Source organism: Nocardia sp. XZ_19_369, from assembly GCF_015355715.1.
GTDB lineage: Bacteria > Actinomycetota > Actinomycetes > Mycobacteriales > Mycobacteriaceae > Nocardia.
The window spans coordinates 310695-330563 of record NZ_JACVED010000001.1 but is presented as its reverse complement, the minus strand read 5'-3'; the positions used below and the strand labels follow the sequence as shown (position 1 = coordinate 330563).

Genomic DNA, 19869 nt, shown 5'->3' with positions numbered 1-19869 from the left:
AGGCCCGTCACCAGTAGGTGGCGGGCCTTTTTGTTTGAAATACTGAATTTTGAAACTACGCCGTGTATCAGGTGACCGAAGTCATCGTTAGATCCTTGTTAATCCCAACGGAACCCGTGAACGCAGCGGCTACCCTAGGAACCGGGGAAATAAATGAAATGGGGGCTTGCCAAGGTGGGATGCGGTGCCGGTGGCTTCTGACGCTCGAGACGGACACACGCCGAAGGTGGTGCTGGTGACCGGTGCCAGTCGCTTCTTCGGCGGCAACGTGGTCGCTCGTCTCGCGCAGGACCCCGACATCGAACGCATCATCGCCGTCGACACGATGACCCCGAGCCGAGAGTTGCAGCGGCGCATGGGCCGTGCCGAATTCGTCCGCGCGGACATCCGAAATCCGTTGATCCGCAAGGTGATCGACGGCGGTGCGGTGGACACCGTGGTGCACGCCGCGGTGCTGGCCAGGCCGCCGGCCGGTGCCGGGCGGCCGGTGATGAAGGACCTCAACGTGCTCGGCGCGATGCAATTGTTCGCGGTGTGCCAGAAGGCGCCGACGGTGCGCACGGTCGTCGTGCGTTCCTCGTCGGCCGTGTACGGCTGCAGCGCGAAGGACCCCGCGAAATTCACTGAGGAAATGAGCGCGCGCACCCCGCCACGCGGTGAGTTCGCGCGCGACATGATCGACATCGAGGGATTCCTACGCGGGCTGGGGCGCCGTCGCCCGGATATCGCCACCACGATTCTGCGGCTGGCGCCGATCGTCGGACCGCGGCTGGCCGGCCGCGGCGTGCAGTATCTGCGTTCACCGATCACGCCGACGGTGTTCGGCCGTGACGCGCGCATCCAGCTGCTGCACGAGGAGGACGCGGTCGCCGCGCTGGCGCATGCCGCGCTGACCCGACGCGGCGGTACCTACAACATCGCGGGCGACGGCGCGCTCGCCCTGTCCCAAGCGGTCCGGCGGGCAGGCCGGATCGAATTACCGGTGCCGTTCGCGCTGTTCCGCACCGCGGGCCGGGTGCTGATGGGTCCGGTGATGCGCGAATTCTCCGGCGAACAGCTCGACTATTTCCATTTCGGTTGTGGCCTGGACACCACCCGGATGCGGGCCGAACTCGGGTTCGTGCCGCGCTGGACCACGGTGCAGGCCTTCGACGACTTCATCGGGGGCGCAGCGTTGCGGCCCGTAGTCGATCCCGCGTGGATCGATGCCGCAGAGAACAAACTGCTCGGCCTGCTCGGGGCCGGTACGGGAGCACAGCAATGAACGACGTAGCGAAAGTCATCCACCTCCACGACGTGCAGGACGAGGCGCGTCATCGGCCGACCGCGCGGCGCTGGCCGGAGCCGGTACACGGCGAAGCGCCCAGCCCGGTGACCTCGCTGACCGAACGCTTGGCCGCCGCCGAACCGCCTGCGCCACAGTCGTTGTCGGACCTGGTGCGCGGCGCGATCGGCAAGCAGATCGGCAAGACCGCCGACTTCGCCCGCCGCCGGATCACCGGCGACTACCAGGTCGACGAGTTCGGTTTCGACGAGCACCTGCTCGAGTCGGTGCTGCTGCCCGCGCTGCGCCCGATGTCGGAGCTGTGGTTCCGGGTGCAGGTCAGTGGCATGGCGAACATTCCGGAGGTGGGCGGCGCGCTGATCGTGGCCAACCACGCGGGCACCATTCCGCTGGACGGGCTGATGCTGCAGCTGGCCATCCACGACCGGCACCCGAAGCAGCGGGCGCTGCGCCTGCTGGCCGCCGACCTGATCTTCGAAACCCCGGTGCTCGGTTCGCTCGCCCGCAAGGCGGGGCACACGCTGGCCTGCCGCGAGGACGCCGAACGATTGCTGCGCTCCGGCGAGCTCACCGGTGTCTTCCCAGAGGGCTTCAAGGGCGTCGGCAAGCAGTTCGCCGATCGCTACAAGCTGCAGCGGTTCGGTCGCGGCGGTTTCGTGGCCGCGGCGGTGCGCACCGGCGTGCCGATCATCCCGTGCTCCATCGTCGGGTCCGAGGAGATCTACCCCAAGCTGGCCGATCTGCAGCCGCTCGCCCGGCTGCTCGGTTTGCCGTATTTCCCGGTGACGCCGCTGTTCCCGCTGCTCGGCCCGCTGGGCGTGCTGCCGCTGCCGTCGAAGTGGTACATCGAGTTCGGCGCCCCCATCCCGACCACCGGCTACGAGCCGGAGGCGGCCGACGACCCGATGACCATGTTCGAGGTGACCGACCAGGTCCGCGAGACCATCCAGTCGACGCTGTACAAGCTGCTCACCAAGCGCCGCAACCCTTTCACCGGCTGAGGCGCTCGTGATCGTTTCGGGAACGGAGTCCACCAGCACCAGACGGTAGCGACCCCGTTGGTCCGGCGAACGCCGGGCACCAGTCGGTAAACCCCTCGGCCGCACTGGTTTCCGGCGTTCGCCGGACCGCCGGGTGCGCTACCGGGCGGGGGAGTTCAGTGGTCGCGGCGGCGGGTGACCGCGGCCGCGACGGCGCCGCCTGCCGCGCCGAGCGCCAGGGCCGTCGGCACGCCGATCTTCGCGGCCTTGCGACCGGTGCGGAAGTCGCGGATCTCCCAGCCCCGGTTCTTCGCTACTTCACGTAGGTCCGAATCGGGGTTGATCGCGACCGCGGTGCCGACCAGCGACAGCATCGGCACGTCGTTGTGGCTGTCCGAGTACGCGGTACAACGCTTGAGGTTCAACCCTTCTCGGATCGCCAGCGTGCGCACCGCGTGTGCCTTGCCGAGCCCGTGCAGGATGTCGCCGACCAGCCGTCCGGTGAACGTGCCGTCCACACTCTCGGCCACCGTACCGAGCGCGCCGGTGAGTCCGAGCCGCTTGGCGATCACCTGGGCCAGCTCGACCGGGGTCGCGGTGACCAGCCAGACCTGCTGGCCCGCGTCCAGGTGCATCTGCGCGAGCGCCCTGGTGCCGGGCCAGATCTTGTCGGCGATGATCTCGTCGTAGATCTCCTCGCCGAGCGCGGCCAGTTCGGCGGTGGGGCGCCCGGCGATGAACGCCAGCGCCTTCTCCTTACCGCTGACCATGTCGGAGCTGTTCTCCCGCCCGGTGACCCGGAACTTGACCTGCTTCCAGGCGACATCGACGAGATCGGAAGTCTTGAAGTACTTGCGCGCGGCCAGACCTCGGGCGAAATGCACGATCGACGCGCCCTGCACCATGGTGTTGTCCACATCGAAGAACGCCGCCGCGGTCAGGTCGCGCGGCACCTCGGGGCCGGTCTCGTCCGTCTCGGCCAGCGCCAATTCGGCGTCGTGCAACGACAATGCGGCGTCCGCACTGGCCTCACCGGCCAGGTTGGCCCGCAGCTCTTCCTCGCTGGGGCCGAAGGGGCTGCGCGGGATGCGGGCCAGCTGATCCTGCAGACCCTGACCGATCGGACCCAGATTCCACCGCGCCGGAAACTCGCCGAATCGTCCCGCGATGAATCCGGCCCTTGCCACCTTCGATCGTTCCGGCACCAGTACCTCCGCCCGTCGCGCGAACCACGTCCACAGTAACCGGGACGGCCGACAGTCAGCGCAGTACCTGGCACACCGATCCCGGCGTGGCGAGGGGATTTAATATCCGCCATGACCAATCCCACACCTTCGGTGACCCTGTTGACGAGATCCGGCTGTGGCCTGTGCGCGACCGCGCTGGACCAGCTGCGGGTGATCTGCGCCGATTACGGCATCGAGCCCGCGACGGTGGATGTCGACGCGGCCGCGGCCACCGATCCCGGCCTGCGCGCGGAGTTCGGTGACCGGTTGCCGGTAGTGCTGCTCAACGGTCGTGAGCACAGCTATTTCGACGTTGACGAGGCCCGATTGCGGGCCGACCTGAGCCGCTGACCGGTAGCGATGACTGTCCGTTTCCGCCGCAGCGCTGGTCGCGGCGGAAAATGAGGCCAATTTCACCGACTTTGTGAAGGGCTGCACAAGCAGTTACGGTGGTGGCACGCGGACCCGCTTGCCGAGGCTGCGGGCCCACCGCGTAAAGACACAGCATTCCGACACTTCGACCATGGCACCGGACCGTCCCGGGTCAGAGGTCCAGCGACGAACCGTAACCCGATCGGGCCGGAACGAGGAGCCGACGACGTGACAGAGCAGCATGAGGCGCCGGGCGGCGTCTCCGGCAGGGCTCTGCAGAAGGACATCCCGCAGGCCACCGTCGCGCGACTGGCGACCTATCTCCGGGTCCTCGCCACGTTGGCCGACGAAGGTGTTGCCATCGTATCGAGTGAGGAACTCGCTGTCGCGGCGGGTGTCAATTCGGCGAAGTTGCGCAAGGACCTTTCCTTCCTCGGACCCAATGGCGTACGGGGTGTCGGCTATGACGTAGCCAGGTTGCGGGCAAGGATCGAGGATGTGCTCGGCCTGTCGCAGGGACACCGCGTGGTGCTCGTCGGCGCCGGGAATCTCGGCCGGGCGCTGGTCGGCTACGGCGGGTTCCAGCGGCGTGGCTTCACCGTGGTCGGCATCTTCGACAACCACCCCGAGGTGATCGGCCTGTCGGTCGCCGGTTTGGTGGTGCGCGATGTCGCCGGGCTGGCCGAGGCGGTCGAAGCGCTCGAGCCCACCATCGCGGTCATCACCGTGCCCGACGACGCGGCCCAGGATGCCTGTGACCGGCTGGTCGCGGCGGGGCTGCAATCCATCCTGAGCTTCGCGCCCTGCGAGCTGATCGCCCCCGCGACGGTCGAACTGCGCCGGGTCGATCTCGCGGTCGAACTGCAGATGCTGTCGTTCGAGCGAGTGCGCAACGCGGACAACACGTCCGAGGCCCGCGCGACCACCGAGACTCCGGCGAACACCGAGGCCGCGCGCCCCGCCGCAGGTCGGCTCAGCCGCCGCGCGCCCACCGCGCACACCTCGGCGATCCATCAGGCACTCAAGCATTCGGCAGCCGCGCATACGGCGTCCTCGCATACGGCAACGGAGCCAAGCAGCAAGGGATCGGTGGTTACTCCATGAGTGAGCGTAGCGAGCGAATCGTGACACAGCGTGCAACGCGCGTGCCCGCGCCGAGCGCTAGCGAGGTGCGGGCATGAGTGTTCTTCTGGTCGGGATTTCGCACAGGAGTGCGCCCGTCTCGGTGCTGGAAAAGGTTGCCATCACCGACGCCGACCGGCCCAAGCTGATCGACCGCATGCTCACCTCGAGCCACGTCTCCGAGGCGATGATCGTCTCCACCTGCAATCGCGTCGAGGTCTACGCCGTAGTGGACGCCTTCCACGGTGGCCTCGCCGAGGTCGGCGACCTGCTCACCAAGCATTCCGGGTTGCCGCTGCCCGATCTGACCAAGCACGCCTACGTCCGCTACAGCGAGGCCGCCGCTGAACACCTGTTCGCGGTGGCCAGCGGCCTGGATTCGATGGTGATCGGCGAGCAGCAGGTGCTCAGCCAGATCCGCGGCGCCTACGCCTCCGCCGACGCCCAGCAGGCGGTCGGCCGGACGCTGCACGAGCTCGCCCAGCACGCGCTGCGGGTCGGCAAGCGGGTGCATTCGGAGACCGGCATCGACCGGGCCGGCGCGTCGGTCGTCTCGGTGGCGCTGGATCGTGCGCAGCACGTGCTCGGCCCGCTGGCCGGGCAGACCGCGGTGGTCGTCGGCGCCGGTGCGATGGGCAGCCTTGCGGTGGCCCATCTTTCGCGGGCCGGCATCGGGCGGATCATCGTGGTGAACCGCACCATGGCGCGGGCCGCGCGGCTCGCCGAGACCGCGGGCAGCTACGGCGTCGCCGCCGAGGCGATGGAGCTGTCCAGGCTCACCGAGGCGATGGCCCTCGCCGATGTGGTGATCACCTGTACCGGCGCGGTCGGCAACGTGGTGACGCTGGCCGACACCCACCGGGCGTTGACCGAGCGCGAGCGCGGCCTCGAATCCGCCACGGCGGAGCGGCCGTTGGTGTTCTGCGACCTCGGCCTGCCCCGTGATGTCGAACACGCCGTGGCCGGACTGCCCGGCGTGACGGTCATCGACATCGAAACCTTGCAGCGCGATCCGGCCGCGGGCGCGGCCGCCGACGACACCGCCGCGGCCCGCGCGATCGTCGCCGACGAACTCGCCAAATACCTGACCGGCCAGCGGATGGCCGAGGTCACCCCGACCGTCGCCGCGCTACGCCAGCGCGCCGCCGAGGTGGTCGAAGCCGAACTGCTGCGGCTGGATTCGCGGCTGCCCAGCCTGGCCGATCCGGAACGCGACGAGGTCGCCCGCACGGTGCGCCGGGTGGTCGACAAGCTGCTGCACGCGCCGACGGTGCGGGTCAAGCAGCTGGCCTCCACCCCGGGCGGCGACAGCTACGCCGAGGCGCTGCGCGAGCTGTTCGAGCTGAAACCGGGTGCGGCGCAGGCGGTTGCCGCGCCGATGGAGATCACCGCGATCGGCGATCACGCGGGCATCCTGCTCACCGACGCCGATATCGCGCTGGCCGACGACTTCACGGCGAGCCACCGCGCCGACGAACAGGGGCACCCGGCATGAGCGCGCGGGGCGAACGAACCAGCGGCGCCGTGCGACGAAAGGCCGGTATGGCCGCGCCGAGCACCCGTGGGGTGCGGGCATGACACTCGTGCAGGAAGAGGACAACGTGACGGCAGGCAGCACCGGTGCGCCGTGGCGCATCGGTACCCGAGGCAGCTTGCTCGCGCTCACCCAGTCGGGCACCATCCGCGATGCGCTGATCGCCGCCGGACACGAAGCCGAGCTGGTCGTGGTCAAGACCGCCGGTGATCTGTCGTCGGAGCCGGTGCAGCAGATCGGCGTCGGCGTGTTCACCTCGGCGCTGCGCGACGAGCTGGCCGCGGGCGCCATCGACATCGCGGTGCACTCCTACAAGGACCTGCCGACCGCCCAGGACCCGCGCTTCACCATCGCCGCCATTCCGGTCCGGGAGGATCCGCGTGACGCGCTGGTCGCCCGCGACGGTCTGGTGCTCGGCGAGCTGCCCGCGGGTGCCCGCGTCGGTACCTCCGCGCCGCGGCGCGCCTCGCAGCTGCGGGCGCTGGGCCTCGGCCTGGACATCGTGCCGCTGCGCGGCAACCTGGACACCCGGCTGCGCAAGGTCAGCGAAGGCCAACTCGACGCGGTCGTGGTCGCCAGAGCGGGCCTGGCCAGAATCGACCGGCTCGACGCGGTGACCGAGGCCTTGGAGCCGGTGCAGATGCTGCCCGCGCCGGGCCAGGGTGCGCTGGCCGTCGAATGCCGCAGCGACGACAACGAACTCATCGAGGTGCTCACCGCACTGGACGATGCCCCCACCCGGGCGTCGGTCGTTGCCGAGCGGGCGTTGCTCGCCGAACTGGAGGCGGGCTGCACCGCGCCGATCGGCGCGCTCGCCGAGGTGGTCGAGTCGATCGACGAGGACGGCCGGATCTTCGACGAACTGTCACTGCGCGCCTGCGCGGCCGCCGTCGACGGCTCCGATGTGCTTCGTGCCTCGATAGTCGGAGCGCCTGCGAATGCGGATGAGCTCGGCCGCACGCTGGCTCGCGAGTTGCTCGATCTGGGCGCACGCGAATTGCTCAGCGTCACCGAACAATCCAGCGCATCCCAAGGGCTCAGCGCCCACGAACCGGGTTCCGGTTCGAATACACAGGCGGTGAATGCGCCCGCCCCAGACTTCACCCAACCCAGCCCAATGGAGAACAACCAATGAGCGAGCGCAGCGAGCGATTCATGACACAGTGCGCACCGCGCATGACGGAACCGAGCGCCAGCGAGGTGGAGGCATGAGCGAGCGTCAGCGAGCGAATCATCAACACAGCGCGCCTCCGCGCATGACGGAGCCGAGCGTTAGCGAGGTGCAGTCATGAGCGGTCGAGCTACCAAGAAGCATCCTGGTCGGATCCTTTTCGTCGGGTCAGGTCCGGGCGACCCGGCGCTGCTCACCGTGCGCGCTCGCGAGGTGATCGGGCGCGCGACGCTCGCCTTCACCGACCCCGACGTCGACAAGGGCGTGCTCGCCTTGATCGGGACCGCGGTCGAGCCCGGCGCCGACGGTGAGCCTTCGGTCGACGTGCGGCCCGCCCTGGGCGAGCCCGCCGAGGTGGCCAAGACGCTGATCGCCGAGGCCCGCAACGGCCACGACGTGGTGCGCGTCGTCGCCGGCGACCCGTTGACGACCGACTCGGTGATCGCCGAGGTCAACGCGGTGACCCGCTCGCACATGGTGTTCGAGGTGCTGCCCGGCCTGCCCAACGGCTCGGCGGTGCCGAGTTACGCGGGCATCGCGCTCGGCTCCGGACACACCGAGGCCGACGTGCGCGGCGAGGTCGACTGGGCCGCGCTGGCCGCCGCGCCCGGACCACTGGTGCTGCACGCGACCTCGGGCCACCTGGCCGAAACCGCGAGTGCCCTGGTGGAACACGGCATGGCGCCGCAGACCCCGGTCGCGGTGACCGTGCGCGGCACCACCCGGCAGCAGCGCACCATCGAGGCCACCCTGGCCACGCTGAACAGCGCCGCCTCCGAACTGGTCGGCCCGCTGGTGGTGACCATCGGCAAGGTGGTCGCGGCGCGCTCGAAGATGTCCTGGTGGGAGTCGCGGGCGCTGTACGGCTGGACCGTGCTGGTGCCGCGCACCAAGGATCAGGCGGGCGAGATGAGCGAACGGCTGGTTACGCACGGCGCCATTCCGATGGAGGTGCCGACGATCGCGGTCGAGCCGCCGCGCAGCCCCGCGCAGATGGAGCGCGCGGTGAAGGGCCTGGTCGACGGCCGCTACCAGTGGGTGGTGTTCACCTCCACCAACGCGGTGCGCGCGGTGTGGGAGAAGTTCGCCGAGTTCGGTTTGGACGCACGGGCTTTCTCCGGCGTGAAGATCGCCTGCGTCGGCGAGGCCACAGCGGACAAGGTGCGTTCGTTCGGTATCAACCCGGAGCTGGTGCCCAGCGGCGAACAGTCCTCCGAGGGCCTGCTCGCCGACTTCCCGCCCTACGATGACGTTTTCGACCCGGTGAACCGGGTCCTGTTGCCGCGCGCCGACATTGCCACCGAGACGCTGGCCGAGGGCCTGCGGGACCGCGGCTGGGAGATCGACGATGTCACCGCCTACCGCACGGTGCGTGCCTCGCCGCCGCCCGCGGAGACCCGCGAGATGATCAAGACCGGCGGTTTCGACGCCGTGCTGTTCACCTCGTCCTCCACGGTCCGCAATCTGGTCGGCATCGCGGGCAAGCCGCACACACGCACCATCGTCGCGTGCATCGGCCCCAAGACCGCTGAGACCGCCATCGAATTCGGTCTGCGCGTCGACGTGCAGCCCGAGGTCGCCCAGGTCGGTCCGCTGGTCGAGGCGCTGGCCGAACATGCCGCCCGGCTCCGCGCCGAGGGCCTGCTGCCGCCGCCGCGGAAGAAGAGCCGCCGCAGCCGCTGACCTGCTTGCACTGCCCGTACCGAGTTCGGTACGGGCAGTGTGCTTTTCGCGTCATCGGTCCGACAGCGGTGCCTCAGTACCGCTTGCGCATCAGCGTGCGCACCATGTTGCAGGTGGTATCGGAGGGTGGGCGAATGCCGACGACCTCGGCGGTGTGCCGAATCCGCTTGTTGTTGGCGTTGCTCGGGTTGTAGACCCCCGAATCCAGCAGGGCGATGGTCAGGCGCATCGCCTTGAGCTTGCGGTTGTGGCGGACGTACCACGACCGTGGTCGCCCAGCGGGCAGCGACTTCTTCTCCAGCGGTGTGTAGGGACGATCGATGAGGACGGTCTTCGTCGCGGGCACAGGCTTCCCTCCCGTTGCGATCGGGGACTCGGCGAGTCCCCTCGAACACTCCTTCGATTATATCGAAGGGCACCGACAAAAACCGCTGGCCGCAAGGGTTTTGGCGAAGCATCGGTTCGGCGACATCAGCCGCATTTCGGTGATCCGTAGTGCGGTCCGTCGAAGGTGGCAGGATGGTCCGGATGAGCGCGCGTGCCAGGAACAACGTGACCGTCACCGGTTCGGTGCACGGTCCGACGTTGCTGCTGGCCCATGGTTTCGGCTGTGACCAGAACATGTGGCGGCTGGTGGTGCCGATGCTGGCCCAGCGCTTCCGGGTGGTGCTGTTCGACCATGTCGGCGCGGGCCGGTCGGACACGTCGGCGTGGTCGGCCGAACGCTATGCGCGCCTGGACGCGTATGCCGAGGACGTCGTCGAGATCTGTGCCGAGTTGGATCTGCGCGATGTCGTGCTCGTCGGTCATTCGGTGTCGGCGATGATCGCGGTGCTGGCCGCCGATCTGGCACCGGAGCGGTTCGCGCGATTGGTGCTGCTGACTCCGTCACCGCGCTATATCGATGACGGCGACTATCGCGGTGGGTTCAGCCGCGCCGATATCGATGAGTTGCTCGGTTCGCTCGACGCCAATTATCTGGGCTGGTCGGCGACGATGGCGCCGGTGATCATGGGCAACCCCGACCGTCCGGAACTCGGTGCGGAGCTGACCGAGAGCTTTTGCCGCACCGACCCGATGATCGCCCAGGTGTTCGCCAAGGCGACTTTCCTGTCGGACAATCGCGCCGACCTGCCGAAGGTCAGGATTCCGACCTTGGTGATCCAGACGGCGGTGGACGCCATCGCCCCGCCCGAGGTGGGCCGGTTCGTGCACGACCAGATCCGGGGTAGCGAGTTGGTCACCTTGCCGGCGACCGGGCACTGCCCGCAGCTGAGCGCACCCGAGGCCACCGCGGCCGCGATCGCGGCGTTCGCGGGCCGCAGATGATGTCGCGCACCGATGACCCGCCCGGCGGCGGCCATCGCGACGGGGAGCCGCCGCCGGAACGTGGCGACACCGACCCCGCCTTCTCCGCGTTGCTGGAGGACAGCGTCGAGGACCTCTATGAAAATGCCCCGTGCGGTTACCTTTCCACGCTGATGGACGGCACCGTCGCCAAGATCAACGGCACCCTGTTGGATTGGCTGGGCTATCGCCGCGACGAGCTGGTCGGGCAGCGTAGGTTCACCGACCTGCTGACGGTGGGTGGGCGCATCTATTACGAAACCCATCTCGCGCCGATGCTGTCCATGCACGGTGAGGCCGGCGGTCTGACCCTGGAACTGCGCTGCGCCAACGGAACTCGGCTACCGGTGCTGCTGACCTCGGTGGTCAAGACCGGCCAGGACGGGACCGCACAACTGATCCGCACCACCGTCTTCGACGCCACCGACCGCCGCGCCTACGAGCAGGAACTCCTGCGCGCCAGGGAAAGCGCCGACCGAGCCCGCGACAGAGCCGACCGGGCACGCGAGTCGGCCGACCGTGAGCGCGAGCGGGTGCAGAAGCTGGCGACCACCTTGCAGCGCAGCCTGCTGCCGCCGGAGTTGCCGGAGATTCCGGGTGTCGAGATGGCTGCTTACTACCACCCGGCCTCGACCGACAACGTCGGCGGCGACTTCTACGACGTGTTCCCGCTGACCGGCGAAACGTGGGGCTTCTTTCTCGGCGACGTGTCGGGCAAGGGTGCGAACGCGGCGGCGGTTACCTCGCTGACCCGCTACACGTTGCGGGCGGCCGCGGTCTACGACCCGGATCCGATCTCGGTGCTGGACAATCTCAACACCGTGCTGCTGCACAAGTATCGGCGCGACGAACCGCGTTTCTGCACCGTGGTCTACGGTTCCCTCGCTCCCGAAGCCACCGGCGTCACCCTCACCCTGGCCTCGGGCGGGCACACTCCCGCCGTGCTGATCCGGGGCGACGGCACCACTAGCCTGGTCGAGACACCGGGTGGCATGCTCGTCGGCGCGCTGCCCGATGCGCGCTTCGCCAGCGTCGAGCTCCACCTGGGACCCGGCGATGCCGTGCTGTTCTACAGCGACGGTCTCACCGAGGCCCGCATCCGTGGTCGCGAACGTTTCAGCGAGGAGCACCTGCGCGAGTTCATCGGCGCCCTCGGTCCGGTCACCGCGTCGACGCTGGTGGCCGCGGTCACCGATCTGCTCACCGGATTCGGTGACGGAGTCGACGACGACACCGCCTTGCTCGCCATGAGCATTCCGCCCTTCGGAGGCAACCAGCCGTGAGCACCGACTTCACCGTCACCAATCACACCACCGAGGCCGGGCCGGTGCTCGTGTTCATCGGCGAACTCGATGCCGTGAGTTCGCCCGCCGTGCTCGCCGCTATCCAAACGCTGGCGCTTACCCGCGGACAGCTGCTGGTGCTGGACCTGGCCGGGCTCGAATTCTGTGATTCCAGCGGGATTTCCGCGCTCATCGCTGCCCGGAACCGCGCCACCGACGCCGACGCCCAGCTCGCGCTCGCGGCGGTGCCCGCGCGGCTCGACCGCACCTTCAATCTCATCGGCCTCAAGGGTGTTTTCAGCACCTACCCCACCGCGCGAGACGCCTACGACACCTGGACCACGCCGACCGCGGAACACCCCACGGCCACCCCGGACTGAGCTCGTCGCGCCGGTCGGTCAGCGGTCGTGGAGCAGGTGCAACGACTGCGGATGGCCCAGCGCGGCGGCGCGTTCCAGCAGTTTCCTGGCTTCTTGCTGGGCCGGTGTCCGGCCGGTGGCGATCGCCGCGGCTGCTTGCCGGACGCCCGGCTCGCTCAGATCGCCTGCGAGCGGAGCGACGTCCTGCTCGCGCAGGAACAGGGCGAGATGGAACATCGAGTCGGGATCGCCCGCCTCCGCCCCGCGGCGCAACCAGTACTCGCCCGCCGCGGTGTCCTCGTGATCGAGATGCAATGAGCCCAGAATGGCCATGGCGTCGGTGCGCCCGCGCCGGACCGCCTCGGTGAGCAGCTCGACGGCCCGGTCCAGGTCGCCGCGTCTAGCCATATAGAGGCCCAAAGTTCGCATGGCCGTGGGGTTTCCGGCCTCGGCGGCGCGCTCGTACCACTGCTCGGCCTCGTCGTCGCTGCCGCGTCGATTGGCGACAACGCCCATGTTGCACAACGCTTCCGGCGACCCGGCCTCGGCTGCCGGCCGCAGCCATCGTTCGGCGTCGTCGATCTGGCCCCGCTGCAGATGCAGCAACCCGAGTTGCAGGCCCGCACCGGGACAGCCCGCGGCGTCCGCCGCCGTCAGCCAGCGCACCGCCTCGGCGATCCGGCCGTGCGTGCCGAGCAGCAGCCCGAGATCGGCCATGGCGGCCGCGCTGCCGCGCTCGGCGGCCCTGCGGAACCAGTGCTCGGCACCGTCCAGTTCATCCGCCTCGCGCAGCAGGTGCCCGAGCTGCGCCATGGCGCCGAGGTCGCCGCGCTCGGCGATGGCCCGCAGCGTGTCGAGCCTGCGCTGGTGCGCGTTGGGCACCGGATCGGGTCGGGAACCCGGTGCAGGCGATGTCATGACGGAGCGGTTCGGGTCATTCGCGGACCTTTCAGGCCGGATCGGGCGTGCCGTGCCGGTACCCGTTGGCGTCGGCGTACTCGGCGAGCTGGGATTCGTAGCTGCTCAGGCTGTCGAGCAACCAGGTATCTCCAGTGTCCTTCACCACCACGATCGGCCCCTTGGTGCCCGGCTCGAGCACCGGCGAGGTGCCGTCGGCGTACCAGGACGTGGTGGACCAGGGAAAGACGAACGCCCAGCCCACATCGGAGACGTGCCCCTGTGGTCCGAGCTGGAACGGATCGGCCGGCGTGGCGAACCGCGCGCTGTGCTGCGCGAGCAGATGCCTGGCGCTGTTGCGGGCCACCCGGATGTCCATCGGTCCGGTCGTGGTGTTCGGGAACGGCAGCGTGGCGTCGGGTATGGCGCTCAGCTGCCACCCGGCGGCGGTGGAGACCTGACACGGCCTGCTCTGCAGGCGCAGGAAGATGGTGTGCGCGGTGTCGGAGAAACGCAGCTGCACGGCGGCGTCCTCGGTGTGCCCGACCAGGTGCCTGCCCAGGCTCTGCGTCATCTCGCGCTCGTCCGGTGTCATGCCGAGGTCGTCGAAGGCGCGCCGGGCCACCGTCATCAACTCGGGCTCGGCCAGCTGCCGGGCGATGAACTCGACGCGGAAGATCTGTCCGGTGGCGTCGGCGGCGCGCCAGGCGCGCAGGGTCGTCGCCGGTGCGGTGAGTCCACCGGTGAGCACCGGCCACCAGTCCGACAGTAGGACCGCAACCCACGACTCGAAGTCGGCGGCTCGGGCCAGCGAGATTTCGGTGTGCGGTTCGGTCATGCTGTCCCCCAGGGGGTCTCGCCCTCTTGTCGGAGTATGCGCCATCGGCCTGCGCGGCAGGTGTGATTTCACCCACCGTTGGTCCCGAACTCGGGCTCGGCGGGCCGGTGTGTGCATGCCGGGCCCGCGGTCGAGCTGCTGTCGTGGCGAAACGCCAGGCTCCGGCGCGGCGGGTCGAGCTCCCTCGCGCGCGAGGCGACGGGCGCTCGCGACAGCTCCCGGCGCCGGGCGTATCGTGCGGTTATGACCGGATTGGACCGCCCACGGCGGTTGCGCCGTACCCCCGCCATGCGTCGTCTCGTGGCCGAAACCACGCTGGAGCCACGGCAATTGGTGCTGCCGATGTTCGTGGCCGACGGCCTGGAAGAGCCCAGGGAAATCAGCTCGATGCCCGGCGTGCTGCAGCATTCGATGGATTCGCTGCGCAAGGCCGCCGTCGAAGCGGTGACCGCGGGCGTCGGCGGGGTGATGCTGTTCGGCGTGCCGCGCCCCGAGGACAAGGACGCCACCGGCAGCCAGGCCAGCGATCCGGACGGCATCCTGAACCGCGGCCTGCGCGCGCTGGCCGACGAGGTCGGCGACTCGACGGTAATCATGGCCGACACCTGTCTCGACGAATTCACCGATCACGGGCACTGCGGGGTGCTCGGAACCGACGGTTCGGTCGACAACGACGCCACCCTGCACCGCTACGTCGAGATGGCGCTGGCCCAGGCCGCCGCGGGCGCGGACCTGCTCGGCACAAGCGGCATGATGGACGGACAGGTCGGTGCGATCCGGCGCGGCCTGGACGCGGTCGGGCGCACCGACACCGGCATCCTCGCCTACGCCGCCAAGTACGCCTCGGCGTTCTACGGCCCGTTCCGCGAGGCCGTCGCCTCGTCGCTGGAAGGCGACCGGCGCACCTACCAGCAGGACCCGGCGAACCGCCGCGAGGCGATCCGCGAACTCCAGCTGGACCTGGCCGAGGGTGCGGACATCGTGATGGTCAAGCCGGCCATGTCCTATCTGGACATCTTGCGCGACGTCGCCGACCACTCCACCGTTCCGGTCGCGGCGTACCAGATCTCCGGCGAGTACGCGATGATCACCGCCGCCGCTGAGCGCGGCTGGATCGATCGGCGCGGCGCCATCCTCGAGTCGCTCATGGGGATCCGGCGGGCGGGCGCGGACATCGTGCTCACCTACTGGGCGACCGAGGCCGCACACTGGTTGTCGTGACGAACCCGCCGAGACCGGTCGGCGCCGCGCCCACCCCCGCGCCGATGCCGGTGGATGTCGGTACCGCCCGGCAATTGTGGTGGGGCGTGGTCGGATTCGGGGTCGTGCAGCTGATCGCGTCGGTGCTGGCCGCGCTGCCGCAGCGGCGCACCTTCGCCCAGCAGGTCTTCGACCAGGCCAAGGAGCAGGACCCGCACGTCACCCTGGCCAGTGCCGAGCTGATGGTCACGCTGGCCTACGTCATAGCGGTATTCCTCGGCCTCGGTGTCGCCGTGCTGGCGCTGCTGATCGTGCACCAGTTCGCGCGCGGAAAGCTCTGGGCGCGCACCTTGCTGACCGTGGTCGGCGCGTGGCTCGTGGTGATCGGCGTCGGCGCGTTGTTCGCGTTCAACTCGGTGACCAGCGCCGCCTCGCTGGTGGCCGGCGGCGCGGCGATCGTGCAGGCGGTGCTCGCGGGCGGGGCGATCTACCTGGCGCACCGTCCGGAACCGACCGCTTATTTCCAGATGAGCCGACGGTGAACGGTTGGCGCCCGAATTTGTCGGGGCACGGCCGGCATGTATCGTGAGGGTTGTCACAGTGGACATGGGAACCGGTAGTTGTTTGTCAGACGTTGTCTTACCTCGCGTGAGGAAATCCGTCAGATGGCTCCGGGGAATCGGAGGCATCGGTGCGAGTGGTGATCCAACAGCCGCAAAGCATTCGGCGGGAACTGGCCGTGTTGAGCCTGCTGATCCTGTTCGCGGTGCTCACCGTCGCCGTGCTGCTGTTGCCCGGTCTCACTCGCTGATTCCGCGCTCCGCCTTGCCGATTCGTGACGCTGTGGGCGTCGCGTGAGCAAGGCGCTCGACAATTCCGGCGTGCTGTTCGCCGAGCCGGGTGCGCGGTGGCGCACCGTGGCCTACGGCCCCATTCTGTGCCTGATCATCTTCCTGCTGGAAATCGCGACCGGTAGCTCCGTGCACTGGTTCGCACTCCTCTTCTGTGGCTCGCTGATCGCCATGTTCGTTGTGCTGCAGGTGACCGCCGGCCGGCGGCACGTCAGCGTCGAACTCACCGAGACCACGCTGCGCGACGGCACCGAGACGCTGCCGCTCAGTTCGATCGATGCCGTGCTGCCCGAACGCGACGAAGACTCCTGGGACGACGAGGACTGGGAATCCGCGCGGGCGCTGGGGGAGTTGAGCGGCGTGCCCCGACGGCGCACCGGCATCGGGTTACGGTTGTCCGACGGCCGTCTGGTGCAGGCGTGGGCGAAGAACCATCGAGCACTGCGTGCCGCGTTGACCACGGCGATCGGCCAAGCGCCCGAAACCGATTCGGCGCCGGACGATTCGGCACCGGAGACCCAGCACAGTGAGAAGGGAACGGACCGTTGAAGACCTCGATCACGGTGATCGCCGTCGAACTCGGTGTGGTGCTGCTCGGCCTCGTCGCCGCGGTGCTGAGCTGGCGCAACGGCATCCAGACCAGCACCTTCGCCGCGCTGGGGGAGGCGCCGGAATTCGTCGCCACCCGTTACGTCGCACCGTGGTTGCTGCTCGCCGCGGTGCTGCTCGCGATCGCAGGCTTGTTCGCCATCGACGCGGTTACTCGCGCGGTGCGTGTTCGCCGCCGCCACTGACAGCCGCACCGTTTCGGCCCGCCGATCGCGGGAACATCGAATCCATGAAACCCACAGTCACGGTCAAGCGAACGCTCCTCGGCGCGGCCGCCGCGGGCCTGATCGGCGCGGCAACGGTGACCCCGGCGGTCGCGGCACCCGCCGAGGTTTCCCCGGCCGCACCGGCCGCGGTGGTGCCCGCATTGGTGCAGACCCCGCCGCCGCCGTTGCTGCACGCGCTGCCCGCGCCGCTGGCCTGCCTGGCGACCACCGGCTTCGCGCTCTGGTGCATCGGCATTACCTGACAACAATCCCGCTGCGGCCGTTAGTATTTCGGCCGTAAACCTGTGTCTACCAAGGAATGGGATTGATGAACCGGCTTGCTGTGAAAGTCTGTGCCGCACTGGCGATATCCGCCGCGATCGGGATCGGTGCCGCGCCAGCGGGTGCGAACCCCGGACTTCCGCTCGAGCCCGCGGCCGCGGTCGATACCGCGGTGAGCCCCGTGGACGCGCCGGTGCTGGTGCCGGACTCCGGTTCGGCGGGCCCGTACAACACCTTCATGTGTTACCTGCACACCGTGTCCGCGCAGGCACCGTGCATGTACAGCTGAGCCCGGCTCAGCTCCAGTTCTGATAGACGTCGAGCACGCGGCCGTTGCGGGTACCCGGGGCGTTCAGGAACAGGGTGATCGTTCCGTCGGAATGATTCGCCGCTTCCACGATCGTCTGCCGCAACGACGCGTGCACGCCGCCGTTCTCATCCTTGTAGATCGCGGTATCGGCCTTCAAGCCGACGCCGATCCGGTTCAGCGGCACGAACATGGTGACCACCGCCGGAATGGGACCGTCGGCGACCATCCTGGTCTCCTCATGACTCAGCTGCACGCCGATCCGATCGGGCTGCGCGACCGGTTCCACCGCCGCGGCCGAACCGGCGCCGAACGCGACGGTCGCACCGACGAGCGCGGTGGATACAGCAGCACTGAACATGGCAAACCGCATAGAAATCCTCCGGGGCAGATGAATGGTGACGCCCGAGATTACGCACCAGCAATCTCAGGGCGATCGAATACGGCGTAAACAGTGCCCCGGCGTGTTGCGGTCTGCGTCACCCCCACTACACCCTGTCGTCGACCCGATCCGAACGGGCTGAGACACTGGAGGTCGTGAGTTCTTCTCCGCGCGTGACCAGCGCATCGGTGCCGGTTTCCGCCCAGCTCTTCGACCGGGCATGTTCGGTGATTCCCGGCGGTGTCAACTCGCCGGTGCGTGCCTTCAACTCCGTTGGTGGCACACCGCGATTCATCGCGTCCGCGCACGGTTACACCCTCGTCGACGCGGACGGCCACGAGTACGTCGACCTGGTGTGCTCGTGGGGCCCGATGATTCTCGGGCACGCGCATCCCGCGGTGGTCGATGCGGTGCAGCGAGCCGCGGTCGGTGGCCTGTCGTTCGGCGCGCCGACCGAGGCGGAGATCGAACTGGCCGAGGCCATCATCGAGCGGGTCGCCCCGGTGGACCGGGTGCGCTTGGTGAACTCGGGCACCGAGGCCACGATGAGCGCGGTGCGGCTGGCGCGCGGCTACACCGGCCGCGCCAAGATCATCAAGTTTTCCGGTTGCTACCACGGCCACGTGGACGCGCTGCTCGCGGACGCGGGCTCCGGCGTAGCAACCCTCGGGCTGCCCACCTCGCCCGGCGTCACCGGCGCGCAGGCGGCCGACACCATCGTGCTGCCCTACAACGATCTCGACGCCGTCGCCGCCGCGTTCGCCGCGCACCCCGACGCCATCGCGTGTGTGATCACCGAGGCCGCCGCGGGCAACATGGGCGCGGTGGCGCCGCTGCCCGGCTTCAACGCGGGACTGCGCAAGCTGACCGCCGAGCACGGCGCGCTGCTCATCATGGACGAGGTGATGACCGGCTTCCGGGTCAGTCCGGCGGGCTGGTTCGGCCGCGAGGGCGTGGCCGGTGACCTCTACACCTTCGGCAAGGTGATGAGCGGTGGCCTGCCCGCCGCCGCGTTCGGTGGCCGCACCGAGATCATGAACCACCTCGCCCCGCTCGGCCCGGTCTATCAGGCGGGCACCCTCTCCGGTAACCCGGTCGCCGTCGCCGCGGGCCTGGCCACGCTGCGTGCGGCCGACGCCGCGGTGTACGCCGCACTGGATCGGAACGCGCAACGGCTCGGCGCGCTGTTCGGCGAATCGCTCAGCGCCGCAGGCGTCGAGCATCAGGTGCAGTTCGCGGGCAATATGGTGAGCGTGTTCTTCGCCGAACGCCCGGTCACCGACTACGCCGCCGCCAAGGCGAGCCAGACCTGGCGCTACCCCGCGTTCTTCCACGCACTGCTCGACGGTGGCGTGTACGCGCCGCCGAGCGCGTTCGAGGCGTGGTTCGTGTCCGCGGCGCTCGACGAGGACGCGTTCGACCGTATCGCCGCCGCCCTGCCCGCCGCCGCACACGCGGCCGCGGCCGCCACTCCCGAAGGATCCCGCGCGTGAGCTCCGATCACGATCAGCCCGATGCCGACAAGCGCGAGCTAGCAAAGTCCGCCACTGATTCCGCCGACGCCGCGGGCACTGCCGACGCAGCCGCGGTCGAGGCGGGCATCGATGCCGTCGCCGCCGATTCGGACGCAGCCGGTTCTGTTGCCGGCCTGGGTGCCGCGCCGGTCGCGGAGGCAGGTCCCGCTTCGGGTGCCGTCGGGTCGGGCGTCGCCGGGACGGGTGCCGCGCCGGTCGCCGACGCCGCTGACGCTGATGCCGCCTCCGTCGACGCCGCTGATTCCGCCGCCCCTGACGCGAGCGCCGCTGAGTCCGGTGCCGAGAAGACCGTTGCCGGGTCTGTCGCCGGGTTGGGTGCCGCGCCGGTCGCCGATTCAGGTGTTGTCGAGTCGGACGGTGAGCCGTCGGACGGGTCGATTGCCGGGCAGGCTGCTGGCCC

The 19869-nt window shown here is 69.2% G+C and carries 22 protein-coding genes; 17 read left to right on the top strand and 5 right to left on the bottom strand.

From position 1 onward, the window contains the following. Positions 1 to 229 precede the first annotated feature (229 nt). Positions 230 to 1264, top strand: a complete 1035-nt coding sequence (locus IBX18_RS01515; RefSeq protein WP_194832689.1) for an NAD-dependent epimerase/dehydratase family protein — start codon at positions 230 to 232, stop codon at positions 1262 to 1264. Beyond that, the gene (locus tag IBX18_RS01510; RefSeq protein ID WP_194831993.1) at positions 1261 to 2286 is read left to right on the top strand and encodes a lysophospholipid acyltransferase family protein; all 1026 of its coding nucleotides are present in this window, start codon (positions 1261 to 1263) and stop codon (positions 2284 to 2286) included. The genes IBX18_RS01515 and IBX18_RS01510 overlap by 4 nt, the downstream gene beginning before the upstream one ends. Before the next feature lie 155 nt (positions 2287 to 2441). Here IBX18_RS01510 and IBX18_RS01505 read toward each other — a convergent pair whose 3' ends face one another. Continuing rightward, positions 2442 to 3395, bottom strand: a complete 954-nt coding sequence (locus tag IBX18_RS01505; RefSeq protein WP_228540374.1) for an HAD family phosphatase — start codon at positions 3393 to 3395, stop codon at positions 2442 to 2444. Positions 3396 to 3581: 186 nt separating this feature from the next. On the opposite strand from IBX18_RS01505, the gene IBX18_RS01500 reads away from it, so the two are divergent. From IBX18_RS01500 to IBX18_RS01480, 5 genes are all read left to right on the top strand, one after another. Then, a complete protein-coding gene (locus IBX18_RS01500) occupies positions 3582 to 3842 on the top strand; it encodes a glutaredoxin family protein (protein WP_107659576.1) in 261 nt (86 codons plus the stop codon). Positions 3843 to 4091: 249 nt separating this feature from the next. Then, positions 4092 to 4967, top strand: a complete 876-nt coding sequence (locus IBX18_RS01495; protein ID WP_194831992.1) for a redox-sensing transcriptional repressor Rex — start codon at positions 4092 to 4094, stop codon at positions 4965 to 4967. 73 nt (positions 4968 to 5040) lie between these two features. Next, positions 5041 to 6480, top strand: a complete 1440-nt coding sequence (locus IBX18_RS01490) for a glutamyl-tRNA reductase (protein ID WP_194831991.1) — start codon at positions 5041 to 5043, stop codon at positions 6478 to 6480. A 79-nt stretch (positions 6481 to 6559) separates the two neighbouring features. Continuing rightward, positions 6560 to 7654, top strand: coding sequence for a hydroxymethylbilane synthase (gene hemC, locus IBX18_RS01485; RefSeq protein WP_194831990.1), 1095 nt, complete (start codon positions 6560 to 6562; stop codon positions 7652 to 7654). Positions 7655 to 7807: 153 nt separating this feature from the next. Further along, positions 7808 to 9373 (top strand): bifunctional uroporphyrinogen-III C-methyltransferase/uroporphyrinogen-III synthase, encoded by a 1566-nt coding sequence (locus IBX18_RS01480; protein ID WP_135233634.1) that lies wholly within the window; start codon positions 7808 to 7810, stop codon positions 9371 to 9373. A gap of 73 nt (positions 9374 to 9446) precedes the next feature. Here the strand turns inward: IBX18_RS01480 and IBX18_RS01475 are convergent, their stop codons facing one another. Next, on the bottom strand, positions 9447 to 9719 hold the full coding sequence (locus tag IBX18_RS01475) for a hypothetical protein (protein ID WP_306796088.1): 273 nt from the start codon (positions 9717 to 9719) through the stop codon (positions 9447 to 9449). A 182-nt stretch (positions 9720 to 9901) separates the two neighbouring features. On the opposite strand from IBX18_RS01475, the gene IBX18_RS01470 reads away from it, so the two are divergent. From IBX18_RS01470 to IBX18_RS01460, 3 genes are read left to right on the top strand one after another with little or no spacing between them, the layout of a single operon-like run. Next, positions 9902 to 10702, top strand: coding sequence for an alpha/beta fold hydrolase (locus tag IBX18_RS01470; protein WP_194832686.1), 801 nt, complete (start codon positions 9902 to 9904; stop codon positions 10700 to 10702). Then, positions 10702 to 12003 (top strand): SpoIIE family protein phosphatase, encoded by a 1302-nt coding sequence (locus tag IBX18_RS01465; RefSeq protein ID WP_194832685.1) that lies wholly within the window; start codon positions 10702 to 10704, stop codon positions 12001 to 12003. Before IBX18_RS01470 ends, IBX18_RS01465 begins: the two co-directional genes overlap by 1 nt. Next, entirely contained in the window at positions 12000 to 12383 is a 384-nt protein-coding gene (locus IBX18_RS01460; RefSeq protein ID WP_194831989.1) for an STAS domain-containing protein, read from the top strand. Before IBX18_RS01465 ends, IBX18_RS01460 begins: the two co-directional genes overlap by 4 nt. An 18-nt stretch (positions 12384 to 12401) precedes the next feature. Here the strand turns inward: IBX18_RS01460 and IBX18_RS01455 are convergent, their stop codons facing one another. Both IBX18_RS01455 and IBX18_RS01450 read right to left on the bottom strand, forming a co-directional pair. Further along, positions 12402 to 13280, bottom strand: a complete 879-nt coding sequence (locus tag IBX18_RS01455; RefSeq protein ID WP_194831988.1) for a tetratricopeptide repeat protein — start codon at positions 13278 to 13280, stop codon at positions 12402 to 12404. 31 nt (positions 13281 to 13311) lie between these two features. Then, positions 13312 to 14097 (bottom strand): hypothetical protein, encoded by a 786-nt coding sequence (locus IBX18_RS01450; RefSeq protein ID WP_194831987.1) that lies wholly within the window; start codon positions 14095 to 14097, stop codon positions 13312 to 13314. A 243-nt stretch (positions 14098 to 14340) separates the two neighbouring features. Here IBX18_RS01450 and hemB point away from each other — a divergent pair, with 243 nt between their 5' ends. The 6 genes from hemB to IBX18_RS01420 all read left to right on the top strand — a co-directional run bounded on the left by hemB (position 14341) and on the right by IBX18_RS01420 (position 17534). Continuing rightward, positions 14341 to 15318: a porphobilinogen synthase gene (gene hemB, locus IBX18_RS01445; RefSeq protein WP_194831986.1), complete on the top strand. Its 978-nt coding sequence runs from the start codon at positions 14341 to 14343 to the stop codon at positions 15316 to 15318. Then, positions 15315 to 15839 carry a hypothetical protein gene (locus IBX18_RS01440; RefSeq protein ID WP_194831985.1) on the top strand — a complete coding sequence of 175 codons (525 nt, stop codon included), beginning with the start codon at positions 15315 to 15317 and terminating at the stop codon, positions 15837 to 15839. Before hemB ends, IBX18_RS01440 begins: the two co-directional genes overlap by 4 nt. 312 nt (positions 15840 to 16151) lie before the next feature. Further along, positions 16152 to 16697, top strand: a complete 546-nt coding sequence (locus tag IBX18_RS01435; RefSeq protein WP_194831984.1) for a hypothetical protein — start codon at positions 16152 to 16154, stop codon at positions 16695 to 16697. Next, the gene (locus IBX18_RS01430; RefSeq protein ID WP_194831983.1) at positions 16694 to 16942 is read left to right on the top strand and encodes a hypothetical protein; all 249 of its coding nucleotides are present in this window, start codon (positions 16694 to 16696) and stop codon (positions 16940 to 16942) included. The genes IBX18_RS01435 and IBX18_RS01430 overlap by 4 nt, the downstream gene beginning before the upstream one ends. 44 nt (positions 16943 to 16986) lie before the next feature. Continuing rightward, complete coding sequence (locus tag IBX18_RS01425) at positions 16987 to 17226, top strand: hypothetical protein (RefSeq protein WP_194831982.1); 240 nt, start codon at positions 16987 to 16989, stop codon at positions 17224 to 17226. A gap of 65 nt (positions 17227 to 17291) precedes the next feature. Then, positions 17292 to 17534 (top strand): hypothetical protein, encoded by a 243-nt coding sequence (locus IBX18_RS01420; RefSeq protein ID WP_194831981.1) that lies wholly within the window; start codon positions 17292 to 17294, stop codon positions 17532 to 17534. A gap of 7 nt (positions 17535 to 17541) precedes the next feature. On the opposite strand, the gene IBX18_RS01415 is transcribed toward IBX18_RS01420, so the two are convergent. Beyond that, positions 17542 to 17913 carry a hypothetical protein gene (locus IBX18_RS01415; RefSeq protein ID WP_107659563.1) on the bottom strand — a complete coding sequence of 124 codons (372 nt, stop codon included), beginning with the start codon at positions 17911 to 17913 and terminating at the stop codon, positions 17542 to 17544. A 176-nt stretch (positions 17914 to 18089) separates the two neighbouring features. Between IBX18_RS01415 and hemL the strand changes: the two genes are divergently transcribed. Continuing rightward, complete coding sequence (gene hemL / locus IBX18_RS01410) at positions 18090 to 19427, top strand: glutamate-1-semialdehyde 2,1-aminomutase (protein WP_194831980.1); 1338 nt, start codon at positions 18090 to 18092, stop codon at positions 19425 to 19427. Positions 19428 to 19869: the final 442 nt, after the last annotated feature.